Source organism: Burkholderia sp. AU33423, from assembly GCF_002223135.1.
Lineage (GTDB): Bacteria > Pseudomonadota > Gammaproteobacteria > Burkholderiales > Burkholderiaceae > Burkholderia > Burkholderia lata_D.
Genome location: NZ_NKFH01000005.1, coordinates 22,398 through 46,133, shown reverse-complemented (window position 1 = coordinate 46,133; position 23,736 = coordinate 22,398). Strand labels below are relative to the sequence as shown.

The window sequence follows — 23,736 nt, the reverse complement described above, 5'->3', positions numbered from 1 at the left end:
GCGCGAGTGAATCGACACGGACACATTCTGGAAGAAGCGAACATGAGACACATCATTTCCGTCCTGCTGGAGAACGAACCGGGCGCGCTGTCGCGCGTGGTCGGTCTGTTTTCCGCACGCGGCTACAACATCGAAACCTTGACGGTGGCGCCGACCGAAGACCAATCGCTGTCGCGGCTCACCATCGTTTCCATTGGCTCCGACGACGTGATCGAACAGATCACGAAGCATCTGAACCGCCTGATCGAGGTGGTGAAAGTGGTGGACCTGACCGACGGTGCACACATCGAACGCGAGCTGATGCTGATCAAGGTCCGTGCAGTGGGCAAGGAGCGCGAAGAAATGAAGCGGATGGCGGACATTTTCCGCGGCCGCATCATCGACGTGACCGAAAAGACCTACACGATCGAATTGACGGGCGCGAGCGACAAGCTCGACGCATTCATCCAGGGGCTGGACGCGGGCGCGATCCTAGAGACCGTGCGCACCGGCAGCTCCGGCATCGGACGCGGCGAGCGCATCCTGAAGGTGTGATGCCAGACAGGCACGCCGGGTGCGCCGTCATGTCCCGGCCCGCAGTACTCCATCCGAACGAATTGTTGAATTTTTGAATTAGCGAAGGAACCATCATGAACGTTTTCTACGACAAAGACGCTGACCTCTCCCTCATCAAGGGCAAGCAAGTCACGATCATCGGCTACGGCTCGCAAGGCCATGCACACGCGCTGAACCTGAAGGACAGCGGCGTGAACGTGACGGTCGGCCTGCGCAAGGGCGGCGCGTCGTGGAGCAAGGCCGAAAACGCAGGCCTGTCGGTCAAGGAAGTCGCGGAAGCGGTAAAGAGCGCCGACGTCGTGATGATGCTGCTGCCGGACGAGCAGATCGCCGACGTGTACGCGAAGGAAGTCCACGCGAACATCAAGCAGGGCGCAGCGCTGGCATTCGCGCACGGCTTCAACGTCCACTACGGTGCGGTGATCCCGCGCGCCGACCTCGACGTGATCATGATCGCGCCGAAGGCACCGGGCCATACGGTTCGCGGCACGTACTCGCAAGGTGGCGGCGTGCCGCACCTGATCGCGGTTGCGCAGAACAAGTCGGGCGCGGCGCGCGACATCGCGCTGTCGTATGCGGCAGCGAACGGCGGCGGCCGTGCGGGCATCATCGAAACCAACTTCCGCGAAGAAACCGAAACCGACCTGTTCGGCGAGCAGGCCGTGCTGTGCGGCGGTACCGTCGAGCTGATCAAGGCCGGCTTCGAGACGCTGGTCGAAGCAGGCTACGCGCCGGAAATGGCGTATTTCGAGTGCCTGCACGAACTGAAGCTGATCGTCGACCTGATCTACGAAGGCGGCATCGCGAACATGAACTACTCGATCTCGAACAACGCCGAGTACGGCGAGTACGTGACGGGCCCGCGCATCGTCACGGAAGAGACGAAGAAGGCGATGAAGCAGTGCCTGACCGACATCCAGACGGGCGAGTACGCGAAGAGCTTCATTCTTGAGAACAAGGCCGGCGCGCCGACGCTGCAGTCGCGTCGCCGCCTGACGGCAGAGCACCAGATCGAGCAAGTCGGCTCGAAGCTGCGCGCGATGATGCCGTGGATCGCGAAGAACAAGCTCGTCGACCAGTCGAAGAACTAAGCACCGCGTGCTGTTCCGGCCCCTCGAATAGAGGGCCGGTACCAAAAAGCCGCCCGAAGGCAGCAGTGCCCCGGGCGGCTTTTGCTATCCTACGGGCTTTGCAATTCACCGAACACAGAACGAATCCATGAACTATCCTCATCCGATCATCGCGCGCGAAGGCTGGCCGTTCATCGCGATTGCAGCCGTCATCGCGCTGTTGATCCATGCTGTCGGGGGCTTCGGCTTCGCGTGGCCGTTCTGGCTGCTGCTCGTCTTCGTCGTCCAGTTCTTCCGCGACCCGCAGCGTCCGATCCCGGCGCAGCCGAACGCGGTGTTGTGCCCGGCGGACGGCCGCATCGTCGCGGTCGAGACCACGCAGGACCCGTACGCCAACCGCGAAGCGCTGAAGATCAGCGTGTTCATGAATGTCTTCAACGTCCATTCGCAGCGTTCGCCGGTCGATGGCGCGATCTCCAAGGTCGAGTACTTCCCGGGTGCGTTCCTGAACGCGGCGATCGACAAGGCGTCGACCGAGAACGAGCGTAATGCGGTCGTGATCCAGACGGCGAGCGGCAAGACCGTGACCGCCGTGCAGATCGCCGGCCTCGTCGCACGCCGGATCCTCTGCTACGTGCGCGCGGGCGAACCGCTGTCGCGCGGCCAGCGCTACGGTTTCATCCGCTTCGGTTCGCGCGTCGACGTGTACCTGCCGCTCGGCAGCCGCGCGAAGGTGTCGATCGGCGAGAAGGTCTACGCGTCGTCGACGATCCTCGCCGAACTCGAACAGTAAGCGGCGGGGCGCACGATGGCCGCATTCAAACCGCGTCGGCCGCGCAACGGCGCCGGCCAGACGCCACGTCCGTTCCGCCGCAACAAGGTGATGGCGCCCGAATCGGGGCCCATCGAGAGCCGCCGCGCCGCGCGCCAGCGGTTCCTGAAGACGCGCGGCATCTACCTGCTGCCGAACGCGTTCACGACTGCCGCGCTGTTCTGCGGCTTCTTCGCGGTCGTGCAGGCGATGAACGTGCGCTTCGAGATCGCCGCGATCGCGATTTTCGTCGCGATGGTGCTCGACGGGATGGACGGGCGCGTGGCACGCATGACGCATACGCAGAGCGCGTTCGGCGAGCAGTTCGACAGCCTGTCGGACATGGTGTCGTTCGGCGTCGCGCCCGCGCTCGTGATGTACGAGTGGGTGCTGAAGGATCTCGGCCGCTGGGGGTGGCTCGCCGCGTTCGTGTACTGCTCGGGCGCCGCGCTGCGCCTCGCGCGCTTCAATACGAACATCGGCGTCGTCGACAAGCGATTCTTCCAGGGGCTGCCGAGCCCGGCCGCCGCCGCGCTGATCGCGGGCTTCGTGTGGCTCGCCACCGACAACCGCGTGCCGTTGAAGCTCGGCTGGCTGCCGTGGGTCGCGTTCGTGCTGACGATCTACGCGGGCGTGACGATGGTGTCGAACGCGCCGTTCTACAGCGGCAAGGCGCTCGACGTGCGGCACCGCGTGCCGTTCGCGGCGATCCTGCTGGTCGTCGTCGCGTTCGTGCTCGTCTCGTCCGATCCGCCGCTGATGCTGTTCTGCCTGTTCGTGCTGTACGGGCTGTCCGGCTACGTGTTCTGGGGCTACATGGCCATCCGCGGGCGCGCGAATCCGGCGCGCTCGTCGCAGCGCGATCACTGACGCACGCGCATTCTGTGCCCGGAAACGGCGGCCTCGGGGCCGCCGTTTTCATTTGTCCCCGGTTCGGCCCGTGCGGCCGGAAACCCGGGGTGCCGTCCGATTGCGCACCCAACGGAATGCCGCTATAGTCTTCGGCATGACTGCATTTTCCCGCCTCTCCCTCCTTCTAGCCGGTGCGCCGCTACGCGCGCTAGCTTTGGCGCGCCTGCCGCGCTGACCGTTCTCGCCCCCCGTCAAGCCTCGTCTGTTGTTGAGCGTCGCCAGCGGTGGCGCGATCTCGTTACGTTTGACTTCCGTATAAAGAGCCCTGGAGCCCCCCATGACAGACAAGCTGATCATTTTCGATACGACGTTGCGTGACGGCGAACAGTCGCCCGGTGCGTCGATGACGAAGGAAGAGAAAATCCGCATTGCGAAGCACCTCGAGCGGATGAAGGTCGACGTGATCGAGGCCGGCTTCGCGGCCAGCTCGAACGGCGATTTCGACGCGATCCATACGATCGCCGGTCTCATAAAGGACAGCACGATCTGCTCGCTGGCGCGCGCCAACGACAAGGACATCCAGCGTGCGGCCGACGCGCTGAAGCCGGCCGAGAGCTTCCGGATCCACACGTTCATCGCGACGTCGCCGCTGCACATGGAGAAGAAGCTGCGGATGACGCCCGACCAGGTGTTCGAGCAGGCCCGCCTCGCCGTGCGCTTCGCACGCAAGTTCACCGACAACGTCGAATTCTCGCCGGAGGACGGCAGCCGCTCCGACATGGATTTCCTGTGCCGCGTGCTGGAAGCCGTGATCGCCGAAGGTGCGACGACGATCAACATCGCCGACACGGTCGGCTACGGCGTGCCGGAGCTGTACGGCAACCTCGTGAAGACGCTGCGCGAACGCATCCCGAACTCGGACAAGGCGATCTTCTCGGTGCACTGCCACAACGACCTCGGGATGGCGGTGGCGAACTCGCTCGCCGGCGTGAAGATCGGCGGCGCACGTCAGATCGAGTGCACGATCAACGGTCTCGGCGAGCGCGCGGGCAACACGTCGCTCGAAGAAATCGTGATGGCCGTGAAGACGCGCAAGGACTACTTCGGCCTCGACGTCGGCATCGACACGACGCAGATCGTGCCGACGTCGAAGCTCGTGTCGCAGATCACCGGCTTCGTCGTGCAGCCGAACAAGGCGGTGGTCGGCGCGAACGCGTTCGCGCACGCGTCGGGCATTCACCAGGACGGCGTGCTGAAGGCGCGCGACACCTACGAGATCATGCGCGCGGAAGACGTGGGCTGGACCGCGAACAAGATCGTGCTCGGCAAGCTGTCGGGCCGTAACGCGTTCAAGCAGCGCCTGCAGGAGCTCGGCGTGGCGCTCGACAGCGAGAGCGAACTCAATGCCGCGTTCATGCGCTTCAAGGATCTGGCCGACCGCAAGGCCGAGATCTTCGACGAAGACATCATCGCGATCGTGTCCGAGGAGTCGGCGCTCGCGCACGAGCAGGAGCACTTCAAGTTCGTGTCGCTGTCGCAGCACTCGGAAACGGGCGAGCAGCCGCACGCGAAGGTCGTGTTCGGGGTCGAGGGCAAGGAAGTGACCGGCGAGGCGCGCGGCAACGGTCCGGTCGATGCGACGTTCAATGCGATCGAGAGCGAAGTCGGCAGCGGTTCCGAGCTGCTGCTGTACTCGGTGAACGCGATCACGACCGGCACGCAGGCGCAGGGCGAAGTGACCGTCCGTCTGTCGAAGAGCGGGCGGATCGTCAACGGGGTCGGCACCGATCCGGACATCGTCGCCGCATCCGCGAAGGCGTACATCTCCGCACTGAACAAGCTGCATTCGAAGGACGACAAGGTCAATCCGCAGCGTTCATAAGCGCAGCGCGCTGCGCATCACCGAAACGCCCCTTGCGGCCCTGCGCCGCCGGGGCGTTTTTCATTCACCTACTCATCCACCGCTCATTCGGCGGCCGGCGCACGGAACAGCCAGCGACGCGCGGCCGTGCGCGGCGCCGGGCTGCGCCGCCGGAACTCGACCGCGATGCCGCGTCGCGGTGCATCGGCGACGAACGCGTCGAGCAGCTCGAGCACGTCGTGATCGATGTAGTCGGCACGCGTCGCGTCGATGATCACCGCGGCCCGGTCGGGAATGTGCCGCAGGTGATGCTTGACCTGCACCTTGCCGAGAAACGACACGTCCTTGCGGAACGACAGCAGGAAGTGGTCGTCGTGCTGCGCGAGCGTGACGGGACTCTTCAGGTTCGCGACGGCGACCGCCAGCACGCTGCAGGCAAGGCCGAGCGCGATGCCGAACAGCAGGTCGACCGCGAGCACGCCGGCAATCGTCGCGGCGAACGGCACGAATGCGGCCGGCCCCTGTTTCATCACCGAGCGGAACAGCGCCGGTTTCGCGAGCTTGAAGCCGGTGTGGATCAGGATCGCGGCCAGGCTCGCGAGCGGGATCAGGTTGATCAGGCCGGTGAGCGCGAACACGCTCGCGAGCAGCAGCATCCCGTGCACGATCGCCGACATCCGGCTTTGCGCGCCTGCATTGACGTTCACCGAGCTGCGCACGATCACCGACGTGATCGGCAGCCCGCCGACCGCGCCGGCGACGAGGTTGCCGACGCCCTGGGCCTTGAGCTCGCGGTCGGGCTGGGTCGGGCGGCGCTTCGGGTCGATCTGCTCGACGGCTTCGAGGCTCAGCAGCGTCTCGAGGCTTGCGACGACCGCAAGCGTGATCGCGACGCGCCACACGTCCGGATTGACCAGCTGCGCGAAGTTCGGGCCGAGCTCCGCATGCTTGAGCGACGCCGCGAAGGCCGCGAACGATCCGAGTTCGGGCAGCGTCACGCGATGGGCGGCGCCCGGCGCAACGGACGGCGCGACGACGCTCAGCACGAGCGTGGCGCCGATCCCCAGCACGACCACCGCAAGCGGGGCCGGCACCGAGCGCACCAGCGCGAAGCGGCGTAGCGCGGGCGTATCCCATGCGACCAGCAGCGCCAGCGAGGCGAGCGCGATGGCCGTCGCGGCCCACGCGACCGGCAGGCCCGGCCAATTCGCGAACGATTGCGCGGCCGAGCCGCCGATACCGAAGGCGAACGGAATCTGCTTCACGATCAGCAGGAGGCCGATCGCGGCGAGCATGCCCTTGATGACGGGCGACGGCACATAGGCGGCGAAACGGCCGGCGCGCAGCATGCCGAACCCGAACTGCAGTACGCCGGACAGCAGCACCGCGAGCAGGAACGCGGAGAAGCTGCCGAGTTGCGCGATGCCTTCGACGACGATCACGACGAGACCGGCGGCCGGCCCGCTGACGGACAGCGACGAGCCGCTCAGCAACGCGACGACGATGCCGCCGACGATGCCGGACACGAGCCCGGCGAACGGTTCGACGCCGGATGCATTGGCGATGCCGAGACACAGCGGCAGCGCGACGAGGAACACGACGACGCCGGCGACGATGTCGCGCGGCAGGGTGGACAGGCGCTCGTTCAGTTTCATGGTTGGGGCGATTTCATTGGCTTGGGGCGGGGTAGGTCAGCCGAGCGCACCGGCCGTCGCGGCCTGCACGGGTTCGACGTCGACGGACGGGGTGGTGTAGCCGGAATCGAGTTCCTGCAGGCGGCCGTCGGCGAGCGAAAAGATCCAGCCGTGCACGAGCGGCGGCCGTTCGCGGCCCTGCACGATCGGGGACGCGCGCAGCAGCCGCACCTGTTCGAGCACGTTGAGTTCGGCGAGGCGGTCGGCGGCGGCGGTGTCGTCGAGCCCGTCCAGCGCGTCGCGGTGGCGCCGCGCGAGCGCGCACAGCGGCGCGATGCGGCGTGCGACGTGCGGCAGGTCGGACGGCGGCGGCAGTAGCGACGCGCGTACGCCGCCGCATCCGTAGTGCCCGCACACGATCACGTGGTCGACCTGCAGCACGCGCACCGCGTACTCGAGGACGCTGGCGGAATTGTCGTCGTCGGGATGGAACAGGTTCGCGATGTTGCGATGGACGAACAGCTCGCCGGGCGCGCAGTGCGTGATGGTCTCGGCCGGCACGCGGCTGTCGGCGCAGCCGATCCACAGCACGCGCGGGTTCTGTCCGCGCGCGAGCGCGTCGAAGAAGCCGGGCGTGTATTCACGCGTTTCGCGGGCCCAGGCGATGTTGGCAACCAGCATGCTCTTGGGGCGATTCATGAGGACTCCTTTGTGATAAAGGCAAACGAATATCGGCAAAAATGTCGCAATGGCATTCTTTCTAAATTGAAAGGTTGGTTTTCGACTGATATTAGGGGTATGCCCTAGCACTTCGGGGGTACTGAAACAAATTGTTTCAAATTGATTTGGCGTAGTGCATTGCGTGCACCAATTCGCCGCATGCCATGCACTGCGCATGCTTGTTTCCGCGCAAAGGCCCGCATGACGGGGATGTCAGCGAGTTGCCATCGGAATGTCATTGATCGGAAAAGATTTCCGTCGCATTTTCCGAATTAATCGGGAAGCGGAAAAAAGGAAATGGCCATTCACGCAATGATTCGTGAATGGCCATGCTGAATATTGCGCGTAAATGCGTAATCGGTCAGAACAGGTTGCGGCGGTCGGGGTCGTGCAGCGGGTCGGGCGTTTTCTGCGTGATGCGCAGGATGCCCTGCGGATCGAAGTAGAAGCTGTACATCATGTACCAGACGTTGTCCTCGAGATACCGGTAGGTCCACACCTCGCGCTTCATCAGCGGGAAATAGGACGTCTCGACGGGGCGTCCGAAGTTCACGAGGACATCGGTCTTCGTCCACTTGCCGATCTCTGCGCGATAGAACTCGTTCGGTTGCAGGACCTGACGCACATTGACGATCTTGTGGGCCGCGTCGACGTCGGCCGCGATGGTGATTTCGCCCATCGGCTGGGTCGGCCACATCAGGCGCTTGCCGCCGCCGGGCAGGTCGTAGATCTCGCGCGGCGGGCCCATGCGTGCGACGATCGCCGACTCGTCCTGGCCGGCCTGGTATTGCTGCCACGGTTGCGCGCAACCGGCCAGCAGCGCGGCGGCGCTGGCGACCAGCACCGGCAGGCGCGCGGAAATGCGAATGCGCATGGGGGTTCTCCAGAACACGGAAACAAGTCTCGTTTTATCACGGACGGCATGCGACCGCGCATCGCGCAGAAAAAATCGGTGCGGATCGCCGGGCGCGTCGCGCTTGCGGGCGGCGGGGGCGCCAGCCTATGATCCGCGCTTCTCGGGCAGATTGAAGGGCAGGTGGCCGATGCAGGGGTGGAAGCGGTGCGCGCTCGCGCTGAGCGCGGGGTGGATGCTGGTGTCGTCCGCGTTTGCCGGCGGCGAGCCGGTGCGGATCGCGCTGATCGAAGGGATGTCGGGCCCGTTCGCGAATGCGGGCGCGGCGGTCGAGCGCAACCTGCGCTTCGGCGTCGAGCAGGTCAACGCGGCGGGCGGCGTCAAGCTGCGCGACGGTGCGCATCCGCTCGAACTCGTCGTGCTCGACAGCAAGGGCAGCCCCGAGGAGGCGCTCGTGCAGTTGCGTGCGGCCGCGGACCGTCATATCGGGTTCGTCACGCAGGGCAACAGCTCGGCCGTCGCGGCCGCGCTCGTCGCGGCGCTCGACAAGCTGAACGCGCGCGATCCGGACAACCGGATGCTGTTCCTCAACTATTCGGCCGACGATCCGGCGCTGACCGGCGCGCGCTGCAGTTTCTGGCATTTCCGCTTCGATGCGCACGCGGGCATGCGGATGGCCGCGCTTGCGGACGTGATGGCGCGCGACCGCGCGCTCCACAAGGTCTACCTGCTGAACCAGGACTACAGCTTCGGCCGCGACGTCAGCACGCTCGCCCGGCAGGCGCTGGCCGCGCGGCGCCCGGACGTGACGATTGCCGGCGATGAATTCCACCCGATCGGCCGGATCAAGGACTTCTCGCCGTACATCGCGAAGATCCGTGCGAGCGGCGCCGACGCCGTCGTGACCGGCAACTGGGGCAACGACCTCACGCTGCTCGTGAAGGCGGCGCGCGAGCAGGGGCTGAATGCGAAGTTCTATACCTTCTACGGCAACAGCCTCGGCGCGCCGGCGGCGCTCGGCGATGCCGGTGTCGGGCGCGTCGTGGCCGTGGCGGACTGGCACCCGAACGCGGGCGGCGCGAAATCGGATGCGTTCTACCGCGCGTTCCGGAGCCGTTTTCCGGCTGCCCAGGACGACTATCCGGTGCGGCGGATGAGCCTGATGATCGAGATGCTGGCCGCCGCGATGAATCGCGCAGGGTCGGCCGACCCCGTCGCGGTCGCGCGCGCGCTCGAGGGCCTGTCGTTCGACGACGGCTTCCACGCATCGAAGATGCGCGCGCAGGATCACCAGCTGATCCAGCCCCTTTACGTGATGGAGATGGACAAGGTCGGCACGCCGGGCGTGCGCTTCGACAACGAGGGTTCGGGCTATGGGTTCCGGACGGTGCTCGCGGTACCGGCGCCGCGCACGGAGATGCCGTCTACCTGCTCGATGACGCGCCCGTGACAGGAGGCGGTAAGAACGGCGTGGAGTTGTGCTACAATGCGCGCCGGTTGTAAGTCACGGCACGGCCATTCTTCCGTGTCCGCCTGTTCAGTTAGAAAGGAAATCACATGTCTGTTGCAGATATCAAGAAGTCGGAAGTTGTTGCTCAGTTCGCCCGCGGTACCAACGACACTGGGTCGCCCGAAGTCCAGGTCGCACTGCTGACCGCACGTATCGTCGAACTGACGGGTCACTTCAAGACCCACGCGAAGGATCACCACAGCCGCCGCGGCCTGCTGCGCATGGTGAGCCGCCGCCGCAAGCTGCTCGACTACCTCAAGGGCAAGGATGCCGACCGTTACCGCGCACTGATCGAGAAGCTGGGTCTGCGTAAGTAATCGAGGCGATTGCCGCCAGCAAGATGCCTGTGTCAGTGCGCTGATACAGGCATTTTGTTTTTGCGCGGTGCGTAGCGTCACGCGCACCGCAGGCTGTCCGGCACGGTTGTGCGGGACTGCCGCAACGACTGATACCGGGGCAGGATTTGTGTCATTCCAGCGCGTCGCTGTACGAGCGCCGCGCTGGAATGGCATAAAAAACACACCTTGCTCCGGGTGATTCGGTCGGGACGCCGCCGCGCGGGATGGCCGGCGGGGCGAATGAAATGCATGAATTCAAAGGAGCAACCATGTCCATGTTCAACAAGGTCGTGAAGGAATTCCAGTGGGGCCAGCACAAGGTGCGCCTCGAAACCGGTGAAGTCGCTCGCCAGGCAAGCGGCGCCGTGATCGTCGACGTCGAAGACACCGTCGTGCTGGCAACCGTCGTCGGCGCGAAGTCGGCGAAGCCGGGTCAGGATTTCTTCCCGCTGACCGTCGACTACCTCGAGAAGACCTACTCGGCCGGCAAGATCCCGGGCGGCTTCTTCCGTCGCGAAGGCCGTCCGTCGGAACACGAGACGCTGACGTCGCGCCTGATTGACCGTCCGCTGCGCCCGCTGTTCCCGGAAGGCTTCTACAACGAAGTCCAGGTCGTGATCCACGTGCTGTCCGTGAACCCGGAAATCCCGGCGGACATCCCCGCGCTGATCGGCGCATCGGCTGCGCTCGCCGTGTCGGGCCTGCCGTTCAACGGCCCGGTCGGTGCCGCACGCGTGGCCTACATCGACAACGCGTACGTGCTGAATCCGACGCGTGACCAGATCAAGGCGTCGAGCCTCGACCTCGTCGTCGCAGGTACGGAACGTGCCGTGCTGATGGTCGAATCGGAAGCCGACCAGCTGTCGGAAGAAGTGATGCTGGGCGCCGTGGTGTTCGGCCACGAGCAAATGCAGGTCGCGATCGACGCGATCCACGAACTGGTCCGCGAAGGCGGCAAGCCCGAGTGGGACTGGCAGCCGGCGCCGAAGAACGAAGCGCTGATCGCGCGCGTGACCGAGCTGGCACAGAACGACCTGCTCGCTGCTTACCAGCTCCGCGACAAGCAGGCACGCTCGACGAAGCTGAAGGAAGTCTACGCGGCAACCTCGGCGAAGCTCGAGGAAGATGCGCTGGCAGCCGGTACGGTCGCAGCCGACAAGGCAACGGTCGGCAACGTGCTGTTCGACATCGAGGCGAAGATCGTCCGTTCGCAGATCCTGAACGGCGAGCCGCGCATCGATGGCCGTGACACGCGCACCGTGCGCCCGATCGAAATCCGCACGGGCGTGCTGCCGCGTACCCACGGCTCGGCGCTGTTCACGCGCGGCGAGACGCAGGCGCTGGTCGTCGCGACGCTCGGCACGAAGGGTGACGAGCAGATCATCGACGCGCTCGAAGGCGAGTACCGCGAGCGCTTCATGCTCCATTACAACATGCCCCCGTTCGCGACCGGCGAAACGGGCCGCGTCGGCTCGCCGAAGCGCCGCGAAATCGGCCACGGCCGCCTCGCGAAGCGCGCACTGGTCAAGTGCCTGCCGAGCGCCGACGAATTCGGCTACTCGATCCGCGTCGTGTCGGAAATCACCGAATCGAACGGTTCGTCGTCGATGGCATCGGTGTGCGGCGGCTGCCTCGCGCTGATGGACGCCGGCGTGCCGATGAAGGCGCACGTCGCGGGTATCGCGATGGGCCTGATCCTCGAAGGCAACAAGTTCGCGGTGCTGACCGACATCCTCGGCGACGAAGATCACCTCGGCGACATGGACTTCAAGGTGGCCGGCACGGAACAAGGCGTGACGGCACTGCAGATGGACATCAAGATCCAGGGCATCACGAAGGAAATCATGCAGGTCGCGCTCGCGCAGGCGAAGGAAGGCCGCATGCACATCCTCGGCAAGATGACGTCGGCGGTTTCGGGTGCGAACACGCAACTGTCGGAATTCGCGCCGCGCATGATCACGATCAAGATCAACCCGGAAAAGATCCGCGACGTGATCGGCAAGGGCGGTTCGGTGATCCGCGCGCTGACGGAAGAAACCGGCACGACCATCGACATCTCCGACGACGGCGTCGTGACGATCGCGAGCACGAACAGCGACGGCATGGCCGAAGCGAAGAAGCGCATCGAGCAGATCACGGCCGAGATCGAAGTCGGTCAGGTGTACGAAGGCACGGTTCTGAAGCTGCTCGATTTCGGCGCGATCGTGAACCTGCTGCCGGGCAAGGATGGCCTGCTGCACATCTCGGAAATCGTCAACGAGCGTGTGAAGGACATCAACGACTACCTGAAGGAAGGCCAGCAAGTGAAGGTCAAGGTCATCCAGACGGACGAAAAGGGTCGCGTACGTCTGTCGGCGAAGGCGCTGCTGAACGAAGCAGCGGCGGCGTCGCAGTCGGACACGCCGCCGCAGCAGTAAGCGGATAGGCGGACCAACGGCCGGCAGTGCGAAAGCGTGCCGGCCGTTTTTTCTGTAGCATCGTTGTGCGGCGCAGCAGCGCCGGCCAGGCGCCCGTGCCGCGTGCCGGCGCGCCATCCGATTCCGATCCTGGAGCGACCCTCACCATGAAAGCCATCGAAATCACCGAGTTCGGCGCCCCCGACGTGCTGAAGCTTGCGGAGCGTCCGCGCCCCGAACCGAAGCGCGGCGAAGTGCTGATCAAGGTGGCGGCTTCCGGTGTGAACCGGCCCGACGTGTTCCAGCGCAAGGGTGCGTATGCGCCGCCGCCGGGTGCATCGGATCTGCCGGGCCTCGAGGTCGCGGGCGAGATCGTCGGCGGCGACCTGCCGGACGCCGCTCAGAACCCGTTCGGCCTGAAGCTCGGCGATCGCGTGTGTGCGCTGCTCGCGGGCGGCGGCTATGCGGAATATGCGGTCGCGCCGCTGCTGCAATGCCTGCCGGTGCCCGACGGGCTCACCGATATCGAGGCCGCGTCGCTGCCCGAGACGTTTTTCACGGTGTGGAGCAACGTGTTCGACCGTGCGCAGCTCGGCGCGGGCGAGGGCGGCGAGCAGGAAACGCTGCTCGTGCAGGGCGGCTCGAGCGGCATCGGCGTGACGGCGATCCAGATCGCGCATGCGCTCGGCTTTCGCGTGTTCGCGACGGCCGGTACTGCCGACAAGTGCCGGGCGTGCGAGGCGCTCGGCGCGGAGCGTGCGATCAACTACAAGACGGAAGACTTCGTCGAGGTCGTGAAGTCGCTGACGCACGATCGCGGCGTCGACGTGATCCTCGACATGGTGGCCGGCTCGTACGTGCCGCGCGAACTGTCCGCGCTCGCGGATGGGGGGCGCCTCGTGCTGATCGCGCTGCTCGGCGGCGCGAAGGCCGACGTCAACCTGGGCGAGATCCTGCGTCGCCGGCTGACCATCACGGGTTCGACGCTGCGCCCGCGTCCGGTCGAATTCAAGGCGCAGATCGCCGCGCAGCTGAAGGCGCGCGTGTGGCCGCTGCTTGCCGACGGCCGCATCAAGCCGGTGATCTATCGCGTATTGCCGGCGGCGGACGCCGCGCAGGCACATGCGTTGATGGAAAGCAGCGAGCACACCGGCAAGATCGTGCTCGATTGGGGTACGAACGCCTGACGGCCCGCGTGGCCGGGCTTGACATGCGCGGTTTGACCGGTTCAAGCCGCGCGCAGTAAAATCGCCGGTTTGCTTCGCCAGATCAAACCTGACGGCCGGTTTCCGGCGCGTTAATGACCAAGCGGTGACGAGACAGACACGATGTCGAAACAGAGAACTAAGCGTGTGATCGGCAACTGGAAGATGCACGGCCGGCTGGCCGGCAACCAGGCGTTGCTGAACGAAGTGGTGCAGGGCGCGGGCGCGGTGGCGGCCGAAACGTCGGTCGGCGTGTGCGTGCCGTTCCCGTATCTCGCGCAGGTTCAGGCGCAGCTCGACGGCGGCCGTGTCGCCTGGGGCGCGCAGGACGTGTCGGCCCACGAGCAAGGCGCGTTCACCGGTGAAGTGGCTGCTGCGATGGTCGCGGAGTTCGGCGCACGCTATGCAATCGTCGGTCACTCGGAGCGCCGCGCGTATCACGGCGAACGCAACGAGACGGTCGCGGCGAAGACGCAACGCGCGCTCGCAGCGGGGCTCACGCCTGTCGTGTGCGTCGGCGAGACGCTCGACGAGCGCGAGTCGGGCGCGACCGAGCAGGTGGTCGGTGCGCAGCTCGATGCGGTGCTGGCCGTGCTGACGGCCGACGAGGCCGCGCGGATCGTCGTCGCATACGAGCCGGTCTGGGCGATCGGCACGGGCAAGAGCGCGACGTCGGCGCAGGCACAGGACGTGCACGCGTTCCTGCGAGCGCGTCTCGCGGCAAAGGGTGCGGCGGACGTGTCCGTGCTGTACGGCGGCAGCGTGAAGCCGGACAACGCGGAAGAGCTGTTCGCGCAGCCGGACATCGACGGTGGCCTGATCGGCGGCGCGTCGCTGAAGGCGGAAGATTTCCTGGCGATCTGCCGGGCCGCGCGCTGAGCGGTCCGAGATCGAATTGAACCATGACGGCGGCCGGTCGGTCCGGTCGCCTGATCCATTCGGGTGGGTGTGATGCTGTTATTCAAGACGCTGATTATTGTGGTGCAGGTGCTGTCTGCACTTGGTGTGATTGGTCTCGTGCTGTTGCAGCACGGCAAGGGCGCCGACATGGGCGCTGCGTTCGGCAGCGGCGCGTCGGGCAGCCTGTTCGGTGCAACGGGCTCGGCGAACTTCCTGTCACGTACGACGGGCATTCTCGCGACGATCTTCTTCGTCGCGACGCTCGCGCTGACGTATCTCGGCTCGTACAAGTCGACGCCGTCGGCAGGCGTGCTGGGTGGGGTTGCGACCGCACCGGCGCCGGCATCGGCAGCTGCAGCATCGGCACCGGCTGTCGCGGCATCCGCAGCAGCAGGTTCGGCCGCAAGCGCGCCGGGCCAGGACGTCCCGAAATAAAAAGTTCAAATTTTTGCGTTTGTGCGTTGAACAATTCTGGAAGTCAGGTTAGAATTTAATTCTTGAAGCGATTCGCGGGAAACAAGTAGTTACAACCCCGGTTGCATGCAGTGCCGACGTGGTGAAATTGGTAGACACGCTATCTTGAGGGGGTAGTGGCGAAAGCTGTGCGAGTTCGAGTCTCGCCGTCGGCACCAAAGTTACTCAATGCCAGCCGCTTCTAGTGGCTGGCATTTTTCATTTCTGGGGTGTGCTTGCGGTTGTCTTGCGATCGCCTGCACTCCGAAATGATTCCTTCCGCCGGAAGTGGTATTCTCCGGACGCTCAGAACCAACCGATAGAGGATTGCCTTGAACCTCGCAGCCTATTACCCCGTCTTGTTGTTCCTCCTCGTGGGCACTGGTTTAGGTATAGCGCTGGTCAGCATCGGCAAGCTCCTTGGTCCCAACAAGCCGGACGTCGAGAAGAACGCACCGTACGAGTGCGGCTTCGAAGCCTTTGAAGACGCCCGGATGAAATTCGACGTCCGGTACTACCTCGTCGCCATCCTGTTCATCATCTTCGATCTCGAAACCGCATTCCTGTTTCCGTGGGGCGTCGCGCTCCGGGATATCGGCTGGCCGGGTTTCATCGCAATGATGATTTTTCTGCTCGAATTCCTGCTGGGCTTTGCCTATATCTGGAAGAAAGGCGGCCTCGACTGGGAGTGATGGGTTAATCGCCGGTTTGCATGGGCGGCCACGCTCGGTCGCTCGTCTGGAGTGGAAAGCAAATGAGTATCGAAGGGGTCTTGAAGGAAGGGTTTGTCACCACGACGGCTGACAAGCTGATCAACTGGACGCGTACCGGCTCACTGTGGCCGATGACGTTCGGGCTCGCGTGTTGCGCCGTCGAAATGATGCATGCGGGCGCGGCCCGTTACGACCTGGACCGGTTCGGCGTCGTGTTTCGCCCGAGCCCGCGCCAGTCGGACGTGATGATCGTCGCCGGCACGCTCTGCAACAAGATGGCGCCCGCGCTGCGTCGCGTGTACGACCAGATGGCCGAGCCGCGCTGGGTGATCTCGATGGGATCGTGCGCGAACGGCGGTGGCTACTACCACTACTCGTACTCGGTGGTCCGCGGCTGCGACCGGATCGTCCCGGTCGACGTCTATGTGCCGGGCTGTCCGCCCACGGCCGAGGCGCTGGTCTATGGCGTGATCCAGCTTCAGGCGAAGATCCGCCGTACCAATACCATCGCCCGTCAATAAAGCCCCGAGCGTCCCCTCAATATGGCAAGCAAAATCGAGACCCTGAAGGCAAACCTCGAAGCCGCGCTCGGCGCGCGCGTGGTGAGCCTCACCGAAGCGATCGGTGAACTGACGCTCGTCGTGAAGGCGAGCGATTACCTCGAAGTCGCAAAGATGCTGCGCGACGATCCGAAGCTCCGTTTCGAGCAACTGATCGACCTGTGCGGCGTCGACTACCAGACCTTCGGTGACGGTGCCTACGACGGCCCGCGCTTCGCGGCCGTGTCGCACCTGCTGTCGGTCACGAACAACTGGCGCCTGCGCCTGCGCGTATTCGCGCCGGACGACGACCTGCCGATCGTGGCGTCGCTGGTCGACATCTGGACCTCCGCGAACTGGTACGAGCGCGAAGCGTTCGACCTGTACGGTATCGTGTTCGAAGGCCACCCCGACCTGCGCCGCATCCTCACCGACTACGGCTTCATCGGCCACCCGTTCCGCAAGGACTTCCCGGTGTCGGGCTATGTCGAAATGCGTTACGACCCGGAAGAAAAGCGGGTCGTGTACCAGCCGGTGACGATCGAGCCGCGCGAAATCACGCCGCGCGTGATCCGCGAGGATCGCTATGGCGGTCTGAAACATTAAGGGGGCGTCATGGCAGAAATCAAGAACTACACGCTCAACTTCGGCCCGCAGCACCCGGCAGCGCACGGCGTGCTGCGCCTCGTGCTCGAGCTCGACGGCGAAGTCATCCAGCGTGCCGATCCGCACATCGGCCTGCTGCACCGCGCGACGGAAAAACTCGCGGAATCCAAAACGTTCATCCAGTCCGTGCCGTACATGGACCGTCTCGACTACGTGTCGATGATGGTCAACGAGCACGGCTACGTGCTCGCGATCGAAAAGCTGCTCGGCATCGACGTGCCGGAGCGCGCGCAGTACATCCGCGTGCTGTTCGACGAAATCACGCGCGTGCTGAACCACCTGATGTGGATCGGCGCGCACGCGCTCGACGTTGGCGCGATGGCCGTTTTCCTGTACGCGTTCCGCGAGCGTGAAGACCTGATGGACGTGTACGAAGCGGTGTCCGGCGCCCGGATGCACGCGGCGTACTACCGTCCGGGCGGCGTCTATCGCGACCTGCCTGACGCAATGCCGCAATACAAGGCGTCGAAGATTCGCAACGAGAAGGCGCTCGCGAAGATGAACGAAGCGCGCAGCGGCTCGGTGCTCGACTTCATCGACGATTTCTTCACGCGCTTCCCGAAGTGCGTCGACGAATACGAAACGCTGCTCACCGACAACCGGATCTGGAAACAGCGTCTGGTCGGGATCGGCGTGGTCAGCCCGGAGCGTGCGCTGCAGATGGGCCTGACGGGCCCGATGCTGCGCGGCTCGGGTATCGCCTGGGATCTGCGCAAGAAGCAACCCTACGAAGTGTACGATCGCCTTGATTTCGACGTGCCGGTCGGCGTGAACGGCGATTGCTACGACCGCTATCTGGTGCGCGTCGAGGAAATGCGCCAGTCGATCCGCATCGCGAAACAGTGTATTGAGTGGCTCCGCAAGAATCCGGGCCCGGTGATGACGGACAATCACAAGGTTGCCCCGCCGTCGCGGGTCGGCATGAAGACCAACATGGAAGACTTGATTCACCACTTCAAGCTCTTCACCGAAGGTTTCCATGTGCCGGAAGGCGAAGCGTACGCGGCGGTCGAGCATCCGAAGGGTGAGTTCGGCATCTACCTCGTGTCGGATGGTGCCAACAAGCCGTATCGCCTCAAGATTCGCGCACCGGGTTTCGCGCACCTGGCGTCGCTCGACGAAATGGCGCGCGGTCACATGATCGCCGACGCCGTCACGATCATCGGTACGCAGGACATCGTGTTCGGCGAAATCGATCGCTAATGGTTAGCGCCGCCCGCGCGAGCGGGCGGCGAGCAGCAAGTCACACGCGATGCGCGCTGAACCGGCGCAGCTTCGCAAGCTGTCAACAGTGAGCGCCAGGTCTGCCGTCCATGCACCCCAGTGTGCGGCAGGTTGTTCGTTCGGTAGGAATTGAAAGAGTCGTGTCTGAAAATGATCTCAGCTGAAGGCCTGAAGGAAATCGATCGAGCGTTGACGAAGTATCCCGCCGATCAGAAACAGTCCGCCGTGATGTCGGCGTTGGCCGTTGCTCAGGAAGAGCACGGCTGGCTGTCGCCCGAACTGATGCAGTTCGTCGCGGACTATCTCGGCATGCCGGCCGTTGCCGTGCAGGAAGTCGCGACGTTCTACACGATGTACGAGCTCAACCCGGTCGGCAAGCACAAGATCACGCTCTGCACGAACCTGCCGTGCCAGCTCGGCCCGGACGGTGGCGCGGAAGCGACCGCCGACTACCTGAAACAGAAGCTGGGCATCGGCTTCGGCGAGACCACGCCCGACGGCAAGTTCACGCTGAAGGAAGGCGAATGCATGGGCTCGTGCGGCGATGCGCCGGTGCTGCTGGTGAACAATCACAGAATGTGCAGCTTCATGAGCCGCGAGAAGATCGACCAGCTGCTTGAGGAGCTCTCGAAATGACGTCCCTCCACGACCGTCACATCAAACCGCTGATCCTTGCCGGTCTGAACGGCGAGAACTGGCACCTCGAAGATTACGTTGCGCGCGGCGGCTACAAGCAGCTGCGTCGCATTCTCGAAGAAAAGATTCCACCCGAGCAGGTGATCGCCGACGTCAAGGCGTCGGGCCTGCGTGGCCGTGGCGGTGCGGGCTTCCCGACCGGCCTGAAGTGGAGCTTCATGCCGCGCCAGTTCCCGGGGCAGAAGTACCTCGTCTGCAACTCGGACGAAGGCGAGCCGGGCACGTTCAAGGATCGCGACATCCTGCGCTGGAACCCGCACGCGCTGATTGAAGGCATGGCCATCGGCGCGTACGCGATGGGCATCACCGTCGGCTACAACTACATCCACGGCGAAATCTTCGAAGTGTATCGACGCTTCGAAGCCGCGCTCGATGAGGCGCGCGCAGCCGGGTTCCTCGGCGACAACATCATGGGCTCGGAATTCTCGTTCCAGCTGCACGCGCACCACGGTTACGGCGCGTACATCTGCGGCGAAGAAACGGCGCTGCTCGAGTCGCTCGAAGGCAAGAAGGGCCAGCCGCGCTTCAAGCCGCCGTTCCCGGCGAGCTTCGGCGTGTACGGCAAGCCCACCACGATCAACAACACCGAGACGTTCGCCGCGGTGCCGTTCCTGCTGTCCATCGGGCCGCAGAATTACCTCGAGATCGGCAAGCCGAACAACGGCGGCACGAAGATTTTCTCGGTGTCGGGCGACGTCGAGCGTCCGGGCAACTACGAAGTGCCGCTCGGCACGCCGTTCGCGACGCTGATGGAGCTCGCCGGCGGGATGCGCGGCGGCAAGAAGATCAAGGCTGTGATTCCGGGCGGTTCGTCGGCGCCGGTGATCCCGGGCGACATCATGATGCAGACGGATCTCGACTACGATTCGATCGCGAAGGCGGGCTCGATGCTCGGTTCCGGCGCGGTGATCGTGATGGACGAGACGCGCTGCATGGTGCGCTCGCTGCTGCGCCTGTCGTACTTCTACTACGAGGAATCGTGCGGCCAGTGCACGCCGTGCCGTGAAGGCACCGGCTGGCTGTATCGCGTCGTGAACCGTATCGAGCACGGCGAAGGCCGCCAGGAAGATCTGGACCTGCTGAACTCGGTTGCCGAGAACATCATGGGTCGCACGATCTGCGCACTCGGCGATGCGGCGGCGATGCCGGTACGCGGGATGCTCAAGCACTACTGGGACGAATTCGCGTACCACGTCGAGCACAAGCACTGCATGGTCGGCGGCCACGCGCACGCGGCGGCAGCCTGAAGCGTACCCGGTTGCGGAATTTGAGCGCACGGTCGGGCGAAGGCGCGAACGGGCGGAAATAGGTTAAGGACCATTCACCATCATGGTTGAACTTGAAATAGACGGCAAGAAGGTCGAGGTGCCCGAAGGCAGCATGGTGATCCAGGCTGCGCACAAGGCGGATACGTACATTCCTCACTTCTGCTATCACAAGAAACTGTCGGTTGCGGCCAACTGCCGGATGTGTCTCGTCGAAGTCGAGAAGATGCCGAAGGCCGTGCCTGCGTGCGCGACCCCCGTGTCGGCCGGCATGATCGTCCATACGCAATCCGACAAGGCCGTGAAGGCGCAGCAGTCGGTGATGGAATTCCTCCTCATCAACCACCCGCTCGACTGCCCGATCTGCGATCAGGGCGGCGAATGCCAGCTGCAGGATCTGGCGGTCGGTTACGGCAAGTCGTCGTCGCGCTACTCGGAAGAGAAGCGCGTGGTGTTCCACAAGAACGTGGGCCCGCTGATCTCGATGGAAGAAATGTCGCGCTGCATCCACTGCACGCGCTGCGTCCGTTTCGGCCAGGAAATCGCCGGCGTGATGGAGTTCGGCATGCTGGGCCGCGGCGAGCACTCGGAAATCACGACGTTCGTCGGCAAGACGGTCGATTCCGAAATGTCGGGCAACATGATCGACCTGTGCCCGGTCGGCGCGCTGACCAGCAAGCCGTTCCGCTACAGCGCCCGTACGTGGGAACTGTCGCGCCGCAAGTCGGTGAGCCCGCACGATTCCGTCGGCGCGAACCTCGTCGTTCAAGTGAAGAACAATCGCGTGATGCGCGTGCTGCCGTTCGAGAACGAAGCCATCAACGAATGCTGGATCTCGGACAAGGATCGCTTCTCGTATGAAGGCCTCAACAGCGAAGAGCGCCTGACGAAGCCGATGCTGAAGCAGGGCGGCCAGTGGATCGAAACCGACTGGCAGACCGCACTCGAATACGTCGCGAAGGGCCTGAAGGGCATCGCCGCGGATCACGGCGCGAACGCGCTGGCGATGCTCGCGAGCGCGCACAGCACGGCCGAAGAGCTGTTCCTCGTGAAGCAGCTCGCCAACGAACTGAAGACGCCGAACGTCGACTTCCGTCTGCGTCAGCAGGATTTCTCGGCGCCGGTCCAGGGCGCACCGTGGCTCGGCATGCCGATCGCCGACCTGTCGAACGTGGACGCCGCGTTCGTCGTCGGGTCGTTCCTGCGCCGTGACCACCCGTTGTTCGCCGCTCGCCTGCGTCAGGCCGCGAAGAACGGCGCGAAGCTGCACTTCCTGCACGCGACCGGTGACGACGCCCTGATCCCGACTGCGCAGCGCATCGTTGCTGCACCGTCGGCATGGCTCGACCAGTTGGCCGGCATTGCAGCGGCCGTCGCGCAACTGCGCGGCGTCGCACTGCCCGACACGCTCGCGGGCGTCACGGCATCGCCGGCCGCGCAGGCTGTCGCCCAGTCGCTCGCGAACGGTGAACGCCGCGCGGTGCTGCTCGGCAACGTCGCGGTCCGCCATCCGGAATTCGCCAAGCTGCACGCCGTTGCCAAGTGGATCGCCGACAACACCGGCGCCACGTTCGGCTTCCTGACGGAAGCGGCGAACACGGTCGGCGCGCACGTCGTCGGCGCACTGCCGGGCGAAGGCGGCCTGAACGCGCGCGAAGCGTTCGAGCAGCCGCGCAAGGGCTACGTGCTGCTGAACGTCGAACCGGAATTCGACACCGCCGATCCGGCGCAGGCGCTTGCCGCGCTGAACCAGGCTGAGATGGTCGTCGTGATGTCGCCGTTCAAGCATGGCCTCGACTACGCCGACGTGCTGCTGCCGGTTGCGCCGTTCACGGAAACGGCCGGTACGTTCGTCAACGCCGAAGGCACCGTGCAGAGCTTCAACGGCGTCGTGCGCCCGCTCGGCGATACGCGTCCGGGGTGGAAGGTGCTGCGCGTGCTCGGCAGCCTGCTCGGCCTGCCGAACTTCGAATACGAGACCGCGGAAGAAGTGCGTCTCGCCGCGCTCGGCGACGCTGGCGTCGCGAGCCGCCTGTCGAACCAGACGTCGGTCGCACCGGCTCGTGCTGCAGCGAATGCCGCGAACGGCGGCTTCGAGCGCCTGGCCGATGTGCCGATCTATCACGCCGACGCACTCGTGCGCCGCGCAGGTGCACTGCACCTGACGGCTGCCGCGAAGGCGGCGAATGCCGCAGCCCTGCCGGCCGCGCTGTTCGACAAGCTGGGCTTGAAGGAAGGCGACGCGGTGCGCGTGCGCCAGGGCGAGCGTGCGGTGCAGTTGCCGGCCGTGCGCGACGCGAATCTTGCGGAGACCGTCGTTCGCGTGTCGGCGGCAACGCCTGCCGGCGCAGCGCTCGGCAGCCTGTCCGGTGAACTGGTGGTGGAGAAGGCGTAAATGAGCTTGTTCGATACGATCAACGCGGGCGGGTCCCAGCTTCTCGGCTTCGCATGGCCGACGGTGTGGGCAATCGTGCGCATCCTCGTCGTCTCCGTCGTCATCCTGCTGTGCGTCGCGTACCTGATTCTGTGGGAACGCAAGCTGATCGGCTGGATGCACGTGCGTCTCGGCCCGAACCGCGTCGGCCCCGGCGGCTTGCTGCAGCCGATCGCCGACGTGCTGAAGCTGCTGCTGAAGGAAGTCATTCAGCCGAGCGCCGCCAGCCGCTGGCTGTACCTGATCGCGCCGGTGATGACCGTCGTGCCGGCGTTCGCCGTGTGGGCCGTGATCCCGTTCCAGGCCGAAGCGGTCCTCGCGAACGTGAACGCGGGCCTGCTGTACGCGATGGCGATCTCGTCGATCGGCGTGTACGCGGTGATTCTCGCAGGCTGGGCATCGAACTCGAAGTACGCGTTCCTCGGTGCGATGCGCGCCGCGGCACAGATGGTGTCGTACGAAATCTCGATGGGCTTCGCGCTGGTGCTGGTGCTGATGACGGCCGGCAGCCTGAACCTGTCGGAAATCGTCGGTTCGCAGCAGCACGGCTTCTTCGCGGGCCACGGCGTGAACTTCCTGTCGTGGAACTGGCTGCCGCTGCTGCCGGCGTTCGTCGTGTACTTCATCTCGGGCATCGCCGAAACGAACCGCCACCCGTTCGACGTGGTGGAAGGGGAGTCGGAAATCGTTGCCGGTCACATGATCGATTACTCGGGTATGGCGTTCGCGCTGTTCTTCCTCGCCGAGTACATCAACATGATCGTGATCTCGGCACTGACCGCGACGCTGTTCCTCGGCGGCTGGGATGCACCGTTCGAATTCCTGTCGTTCATTCCGGGCATCTTCTGGCTGGTGCTGAAGATATTCGCGCTGCTGTCGGTGTTCATCTGGGTTCGCGCGACGTTCCCGCGTTTCCGTTACGACCAGATCATGCGCTTGGGCTGGAAGGTGTTCCTGCCCGTCACGGTGGTCTGGGTGGTCGTGGTCGGCTTCTGGATGATGTCGCCGCTCAACATCTGGGTGAAGTAATCGGACGAAATC

General features: G+C 64.8%; 22 protein-coding genes and 1 tRNA gene. 20 read left to right on the top strand and 3 right to left on the bottom strand.

Going from position 1 to position 23,736, the window contains the following annotated elements; genetic code table 11:
• Positions 1 to 42 precede the first annotated feature (42 nt).
• The 5 genes from ilvN to CFB50_RS12620 all read left to right on the top strand — a co-directional run bounded on the left by ilvN (position 43) and on the right by CFB50_RS12620 (position 5,170).
• Entirely contained in the window at positions 43 to 534 is a 492-nt protein-coding gene (gene ilvN / locus CFB50_RS12645) for an acetolactate synthase small subunit (RefSeq protein ID WP_011352712.1), read from the top strand.
• Between the two features lie 95 nt (positions 535 to 629).
• On the top strand, positions 630 to 1,646 hold the full coding sequence (gene ilvC / locus CFB50_RS12640) for a ketol-acid reductoisomerase (protein WP_039370562.1): 1,017 nt from the start codon (positions 630 to 632) through the stop codon (positions 1,644 to 1,646).
• 127 nt (positions 1,647 to 1,773) lie between these two features.
• A complete protein-coding gene (locus CFB50_RS12635) occupies positions 1,774 to 2,418 on the top strand; it encodes a phosphatidylserine decarboxylase (protein ID WP_039370565.1) in 645 nt (214 codons plus the stop codon).
• A gap of 15 nt (positions 2,419 to 2,433) precedes the next feature.
• A complete protein-coding gene (gene pssA / locus CFB50_RS12630) occupies positions 2,434 to 3,306 on the top strand; it encodes a CDP-diacylglycerol--serine O-phosphatidyltransferase (protein ID WP_089446117.1) in 873 nt (290 codons plus the stop codon).
• Between the two features lie 319 nt (positions 3,307 to 3,625).
• A complete protein-coding gene (locus CFB50_RS12620) occupies positions 3,626 to 5,170 on the top strand; it encodes a 2-isopropylmalate synthase (protein ID WP_069248476.1) in 1,545 nt (514 codons plus the stop codon).
• Between the two features lie 83 nt (positions 5,171 to 5,253).
• Here the strand turns inward: CFB50_RS12620 and CFB50_RS12615 are convergent, their stop codons facing one another.
• The 3 genes from CFB50_RS12615 to CFB50_RS12605 all read right to left on the bottom strand — a co-directional run bounded on the left by CFB50_RS12615 (position 5,254) and on the right by CFB50_RS12605 (position 8,377).
• The gene (locus CFB50_RS12615; protein WP_089446116.1) at positions 5,254 to 6,804 is read right to left on the bottom strand and encodes a SulP family inorganic anion transporter; all 1,551 of its coding nucleotides are present in this window, start codon (positions 6,802 to 6,804) and stop codon (positions 5,254 to 5,256) included.
• Positions 6,805 to 6,840: 36 nt separating this feature from the next.
• Positions 6,841 to 7,482, bottom strand: coding sequence for a carbonic anhydrase (locus CFB50_RS12610; RefSeq protein WP_089446115.1), 642 nt, complete (start codon positions 7,480 to 7,482; stop codon positions 6,841 to 6,843).
• A 382-nt stretch (positions 7,483 to 7,864) separates the two neighbouring features.
• On the bottom strand, positions 7,865 to 8,377 hold the full coding sequence (locus CFB50_RS12605; RefSeq protein ID WP_069248473.1) for a hypothetical protein: 513 nt from the start codon (positions 8,375 to 8,377) through the stop codon (positions 7,865 to 7,867).
• Positions 8,378 to 8,546: 169 nt separating this feature from the next.
• On the opposite strand from CFB50_RS12605, the gene CFB50_RS12600 reads away from it, so the two are divergent.
• From CFB50_RS12600 to nuoH, 15 genes are all read left to right on the top strand, one after another.
• Entirely contained in the window at positions 8,547 to 9,806 is a 1,260-nt protein-coding gene (locus tag CFB50_RS12600; RefSeq protein ID WP_089446114.1) for a branched-chain amino acid ABC transporter substrate-binding protein, read from the top strand.
• Positions 9,807 to 9,913: 107 nt separating this feature from the next.
• Positions 9,914 to 10,183 carry a 30S ribosomal protein S15 gene (gene rpsO, locus CFB50_RS12595; RefSeq protein ID WP_006398792.1) on the top strand — a complete coding sequence of 90 codons (270 nt, stop codon included), beginning with the start codon at positions 9,914 to 9,916 and terminating at the stop codon, positions 10,181 to 10,183.
• 290 nt (positions 10,184 to 10,473) lie between these two features.
• The gene (pnp, locus tag CFB50_RS12585; RefSeq protein ID WP_069249336.1) at positions 10,474 to 12,621 is read left to right on the top strand and encodes a polyribonucleotide nucleotidyltransferase; all 2,148 of its coding nucleotides are present in this window, start codon (positions 10,474 to 10,476) and stop codon (positions 12,619 to 12,621) included.
• A 146-nt stretch (positions 12,622 to 12,767) separates the two neighbouring features.
• Positions 12,768 to 13,787, top strand: a complete 1,020-nt coding sequence (locus CFB50_RS12580) for an NAD(P)H-quinone oxidoreductase (protein ID WP_089446112.1) — start codon at positions 12,768 to 12,770, stop codon at positions 13,785 to 13,787.
• A 141-nt stretch (positions 13,788 to 13,928) separates the two neighbouring features.
• Positions 13,929 to 14,684 (top strand): triose-phosphate isomerase, encoded by a 756-nt coding sequence (tpiA, locus tag CFB50_RS12575; RefSeq protein WP_034184885.1) that lies wholly within the window; start codon positions 13,929 to 13,931, stop codon positions 14,682 to 14,684.
• Between the two features lie 72 nt (positions 14,685 to 14,756).
• Positions 14,757 to 15,140, top strand: coding sequence for a preprotein translocase subunit SecG (gene secG, locus CFB50_RS12570; protein ID WP_069248469.1), 384 nt, complete (start codon positions 14,757 to 14,759; stop codon positions 15,138 to 15,140).
• Between the two features lie 112 nt (positions 15,141 to 15,252).
• A tRNA-Leu gene (locus CFB50_RS12565) sits at positions 15,253 to 15,337 on the top strand.
• Between the two features lie 153 nt (positions 15,338 to 15,490).
• Positions 15,491 to 15,850 (top strand): NADH-quinone oxidoreductase subunit A, encoded by a 360-nt coding sequence (locus CFB50_RS12560; RefSeq protein WP_006398798.1) that lies wholly within the window; start codon positions 15,491 to 15,493, stop codon positions 15,848 to 15,850.
• 62 nt (positions 15,851 to 15,912) lie between these two features.
• Positions 15,913 to 16,392 carry a NuoB/complex I 20 kDa subunit family protein gene (locus tag CFB50_RS12555; protein ID WP_006398799.1) on the top strand — a complete coding sequence of 160 codons (480 nt, stop codon included), beginning with the start codon at positions 15,913 to 15,915 and terminating at the stop codon, positions 16,390 to 16,392.
• Between the two features lie 21 nt (positions 16,393 to 16,413).
• Positions 16,414 to 17,016: an NADH-quinone oxidoreductase subunit C gene (locus tag CFB50_RS12550; RefSeq protein WP_069248468.1), complete on the top strand. Its 603-nt coding sequence runs from the start codon at positions 16,414 to 16,416 to the stop codon at positions 17,014 to 17,016.
• A 9-nt stretch (positions 17,017 to 17,025) separates the two neighbouring features.
• Entirely contained in the window at positions 17,026 to 18,279 is a 1,254-nt protein-coding gene (locus CFB50_RS12545) for an NADH-quinone oxidoreductase subunit D (protein WP_009694120.1), read from the top strand.
• 171 nt (positions 18,280 to 18,450) lie between these two features.
• Positions 18,451 to 18,936: an NADH-quinone oxidoreductase subunit NuoE gene (gene nuoE / locus CFB50_RS12540; RefSeq protein WP_006750460.1), complete on the top strand. Its 486-nt coding sequence runs from the start codon at positions 18,451 to 18,453 to the stop codon at positions 18,934 to 18,936.
• On the top strand, positions 18,933 to 20,243 hold the full coding sequence (nuoF, locus tag CFB50_RS12535) for an NADH-quinone oxidoreductase subunit NuoF (RefSeq protein ID WP_006478267.1): 1,311 nt from the start codon (positions 18,933 to 18,935) through the stop codon (positions 20,241 to 20,243). Before nuoE ends, nuoF begins: the two co-directional genes overlap by 4 nt.
• Before the next feature lie 82 nt (positions 20,244 to 20,325).
• On the top strand, positions 20,326 to 22,656 hold the full coding sequence (gene nuoG / locus CFB50_RS12530; protein ID WP_089446111.1) for an NADH-quinone oxidoreductase subunit NuoG: 2,331 nt from the start codon (positions 20,326 to 20,328) through the stop codon (positions 22,654 to 22,656).
• Positions 22,657 to 23,724 carry an NADH-quinone oxidoreductase subunit NuoH gene (gene nuoH, locus CFB50_RS12525; protein ID WP_011352696.1) on the top strand — a complete coding sequence of 356 codons (1,068 nt, stop codon included), beginning with the start codon at positions 22,657 to 22,659 and terminating at the stop codon, positions 23,722 to 23,724. It abuts the gene before it with no gap.
• The last annotated feature ends 12 nt before the right edge of the window (positions 23,725 to 23,736 follow it).

Excerpts from the sequence above, each read along its gene's own strand:
- nuoF (WP_006478267.1), top strand. The coding sequence starts at position 18,933 with ATGACGTCCCTCCACGACCGTCACATCAAACCGCTGATCCTTGCCGGT.
- CFB50_RS12615 (WP_089446116.1), bottom strand. The coding sequence starts at position 6,804 with ATGAAACTGAACGAGCGCCTGTCCACCCTGCCGCGCGACATCGTCGCC.
- nuoE (WP_006750460.1), top strand. The coding sequence starts at position 18,451 with ATGATCTCAGCTGAAGGCCTGAAGGAAATCGATCGAGCGTTGACGAAG.
- rpsO (WP_006398792.1), top strand. The coding sequence starts at position 9,914 with ATGTCTGTTGCAGATATCAAGAAGTCGGAAGTTGTTGCTCAGTTCGCC.
- pnp (WP_069249336.1), top strand. The coding sequence starts at position 10,474 with ATGTCCATGTTCAACAAGGTCGTGAAGGAATTCCAGTGGGGCCAGCAC.
- ilvC (WP_039370562.1), top strand. The coding sequence starts at position 630 with ATGAACGTTTTCTACGACAAAGACGCTGACCTCTCCCTCATCAAGGGC.
- CFB50_RS12635 (WP_039370565.1), top strand. The coding sequence starts at position 1,774 with ATGAACTATCCTCATCCGATCATCGCGCGCGAAGGCTGGCCGTTCATC.
- ilvN (WP_011352712.1), top strand. The coding sequence starts at position 43 with ATGAGACACATCATTTCCGTCCTGCTGGAGAACGAACCGGGCGCGCTG.
- CFB50_RS12605 (WP_069248473.1), bottom strand. The coding sequence starts at position 8,377 with ATGCGCATTCGCATTTCCGCGCGCCTGCCGGTGCTGGTCGCCAGCGCC.
- nuoG (WP_089446111.1), top strand. The coding sequence starts at position 20,326 with ATGGTTGAACTTGAAATAGACGGCAAGAAGGTCGAGGTGCCCGAAGGC.
- pssA (WP_089446117.1), top strand. The coding sequence starts at position 2,434 with ATGGCCGCATTCAAACCGCGTCGGCCGCGCAACGGCGCCGGCCAGACG.
- secG (WP_069248469.1), top strand. The coding sequence starts at position 14,757 with ATGCTGTTATTCAAGACGCTGATTATTGTGGTGCAGGTGCTGTCTGCA.
- CFB50_RS12620 (WP_069248476.1), top strand. The coding sequence starts at position 3,626 with ATGACAGACAAGCTGATCATTTTCGATACGACGTTGCGTGACGGCGAA.
- CFB50_RS12555 (WP_006398799.1), top strand. The coding sequence starts at position 15,913 with ATGAGTATCGAAGGGGTCTTGAAGGAAGGGTTTGTCACCACGACGGCT.
- CFB50_RS12545 (WP_009694120.1), top strand. The coding sequence starts at position 17,026 with ATGGCAGAAATCAAGAACTACACGCTCAACTTCGGCCCGCAGCACCCG.
- CFB50_RS12580 (WP_089446112.1), top strand. The coding sequence starts at position 12,768 with ATGAAAGCCATCGAAATCACCGAGTTCGGCGCCCCCGACGTGCTGAAG.
- tpiA (WP_034184885.1), top strand. The coding sequence starts at position 13,929 with ATGTCGAAACAGAGAACTAAGCGTGTGATCGGCAACTGGAAGATGCAC.
- CFB50_RS12610 (WP_089446115.1), bottom strand. The coding sequence starts at position 7,482 with ATGAATCGCCCCAAGAGCATGCTGGTTGCCAACATCGCCTGGGCCCGC.
- nuoH (WP_011352696.1), top strand. The coding sequence starts at position 22,657 with ATGAGCTTGTTCGATACGATCAACGCGGGCGGGTCCCAGCTTCTCGGC.
- CFB50_RS12600 (WP_089446114.1), top strand. The coding sequence starts at position 8,547 with ATGCAGGGGTGGAAGCGGTGCGCGCTCGCGCTGAGCGCGGGGTGGATG.
- CFB50_RS12550 (WP_069248468.1), top strand. The coding sequence starts at position 16,414 with ATGGCAAGCAAAATCGAGACCCTGAAGGCAAACCTCGAAGCCGCGCTC.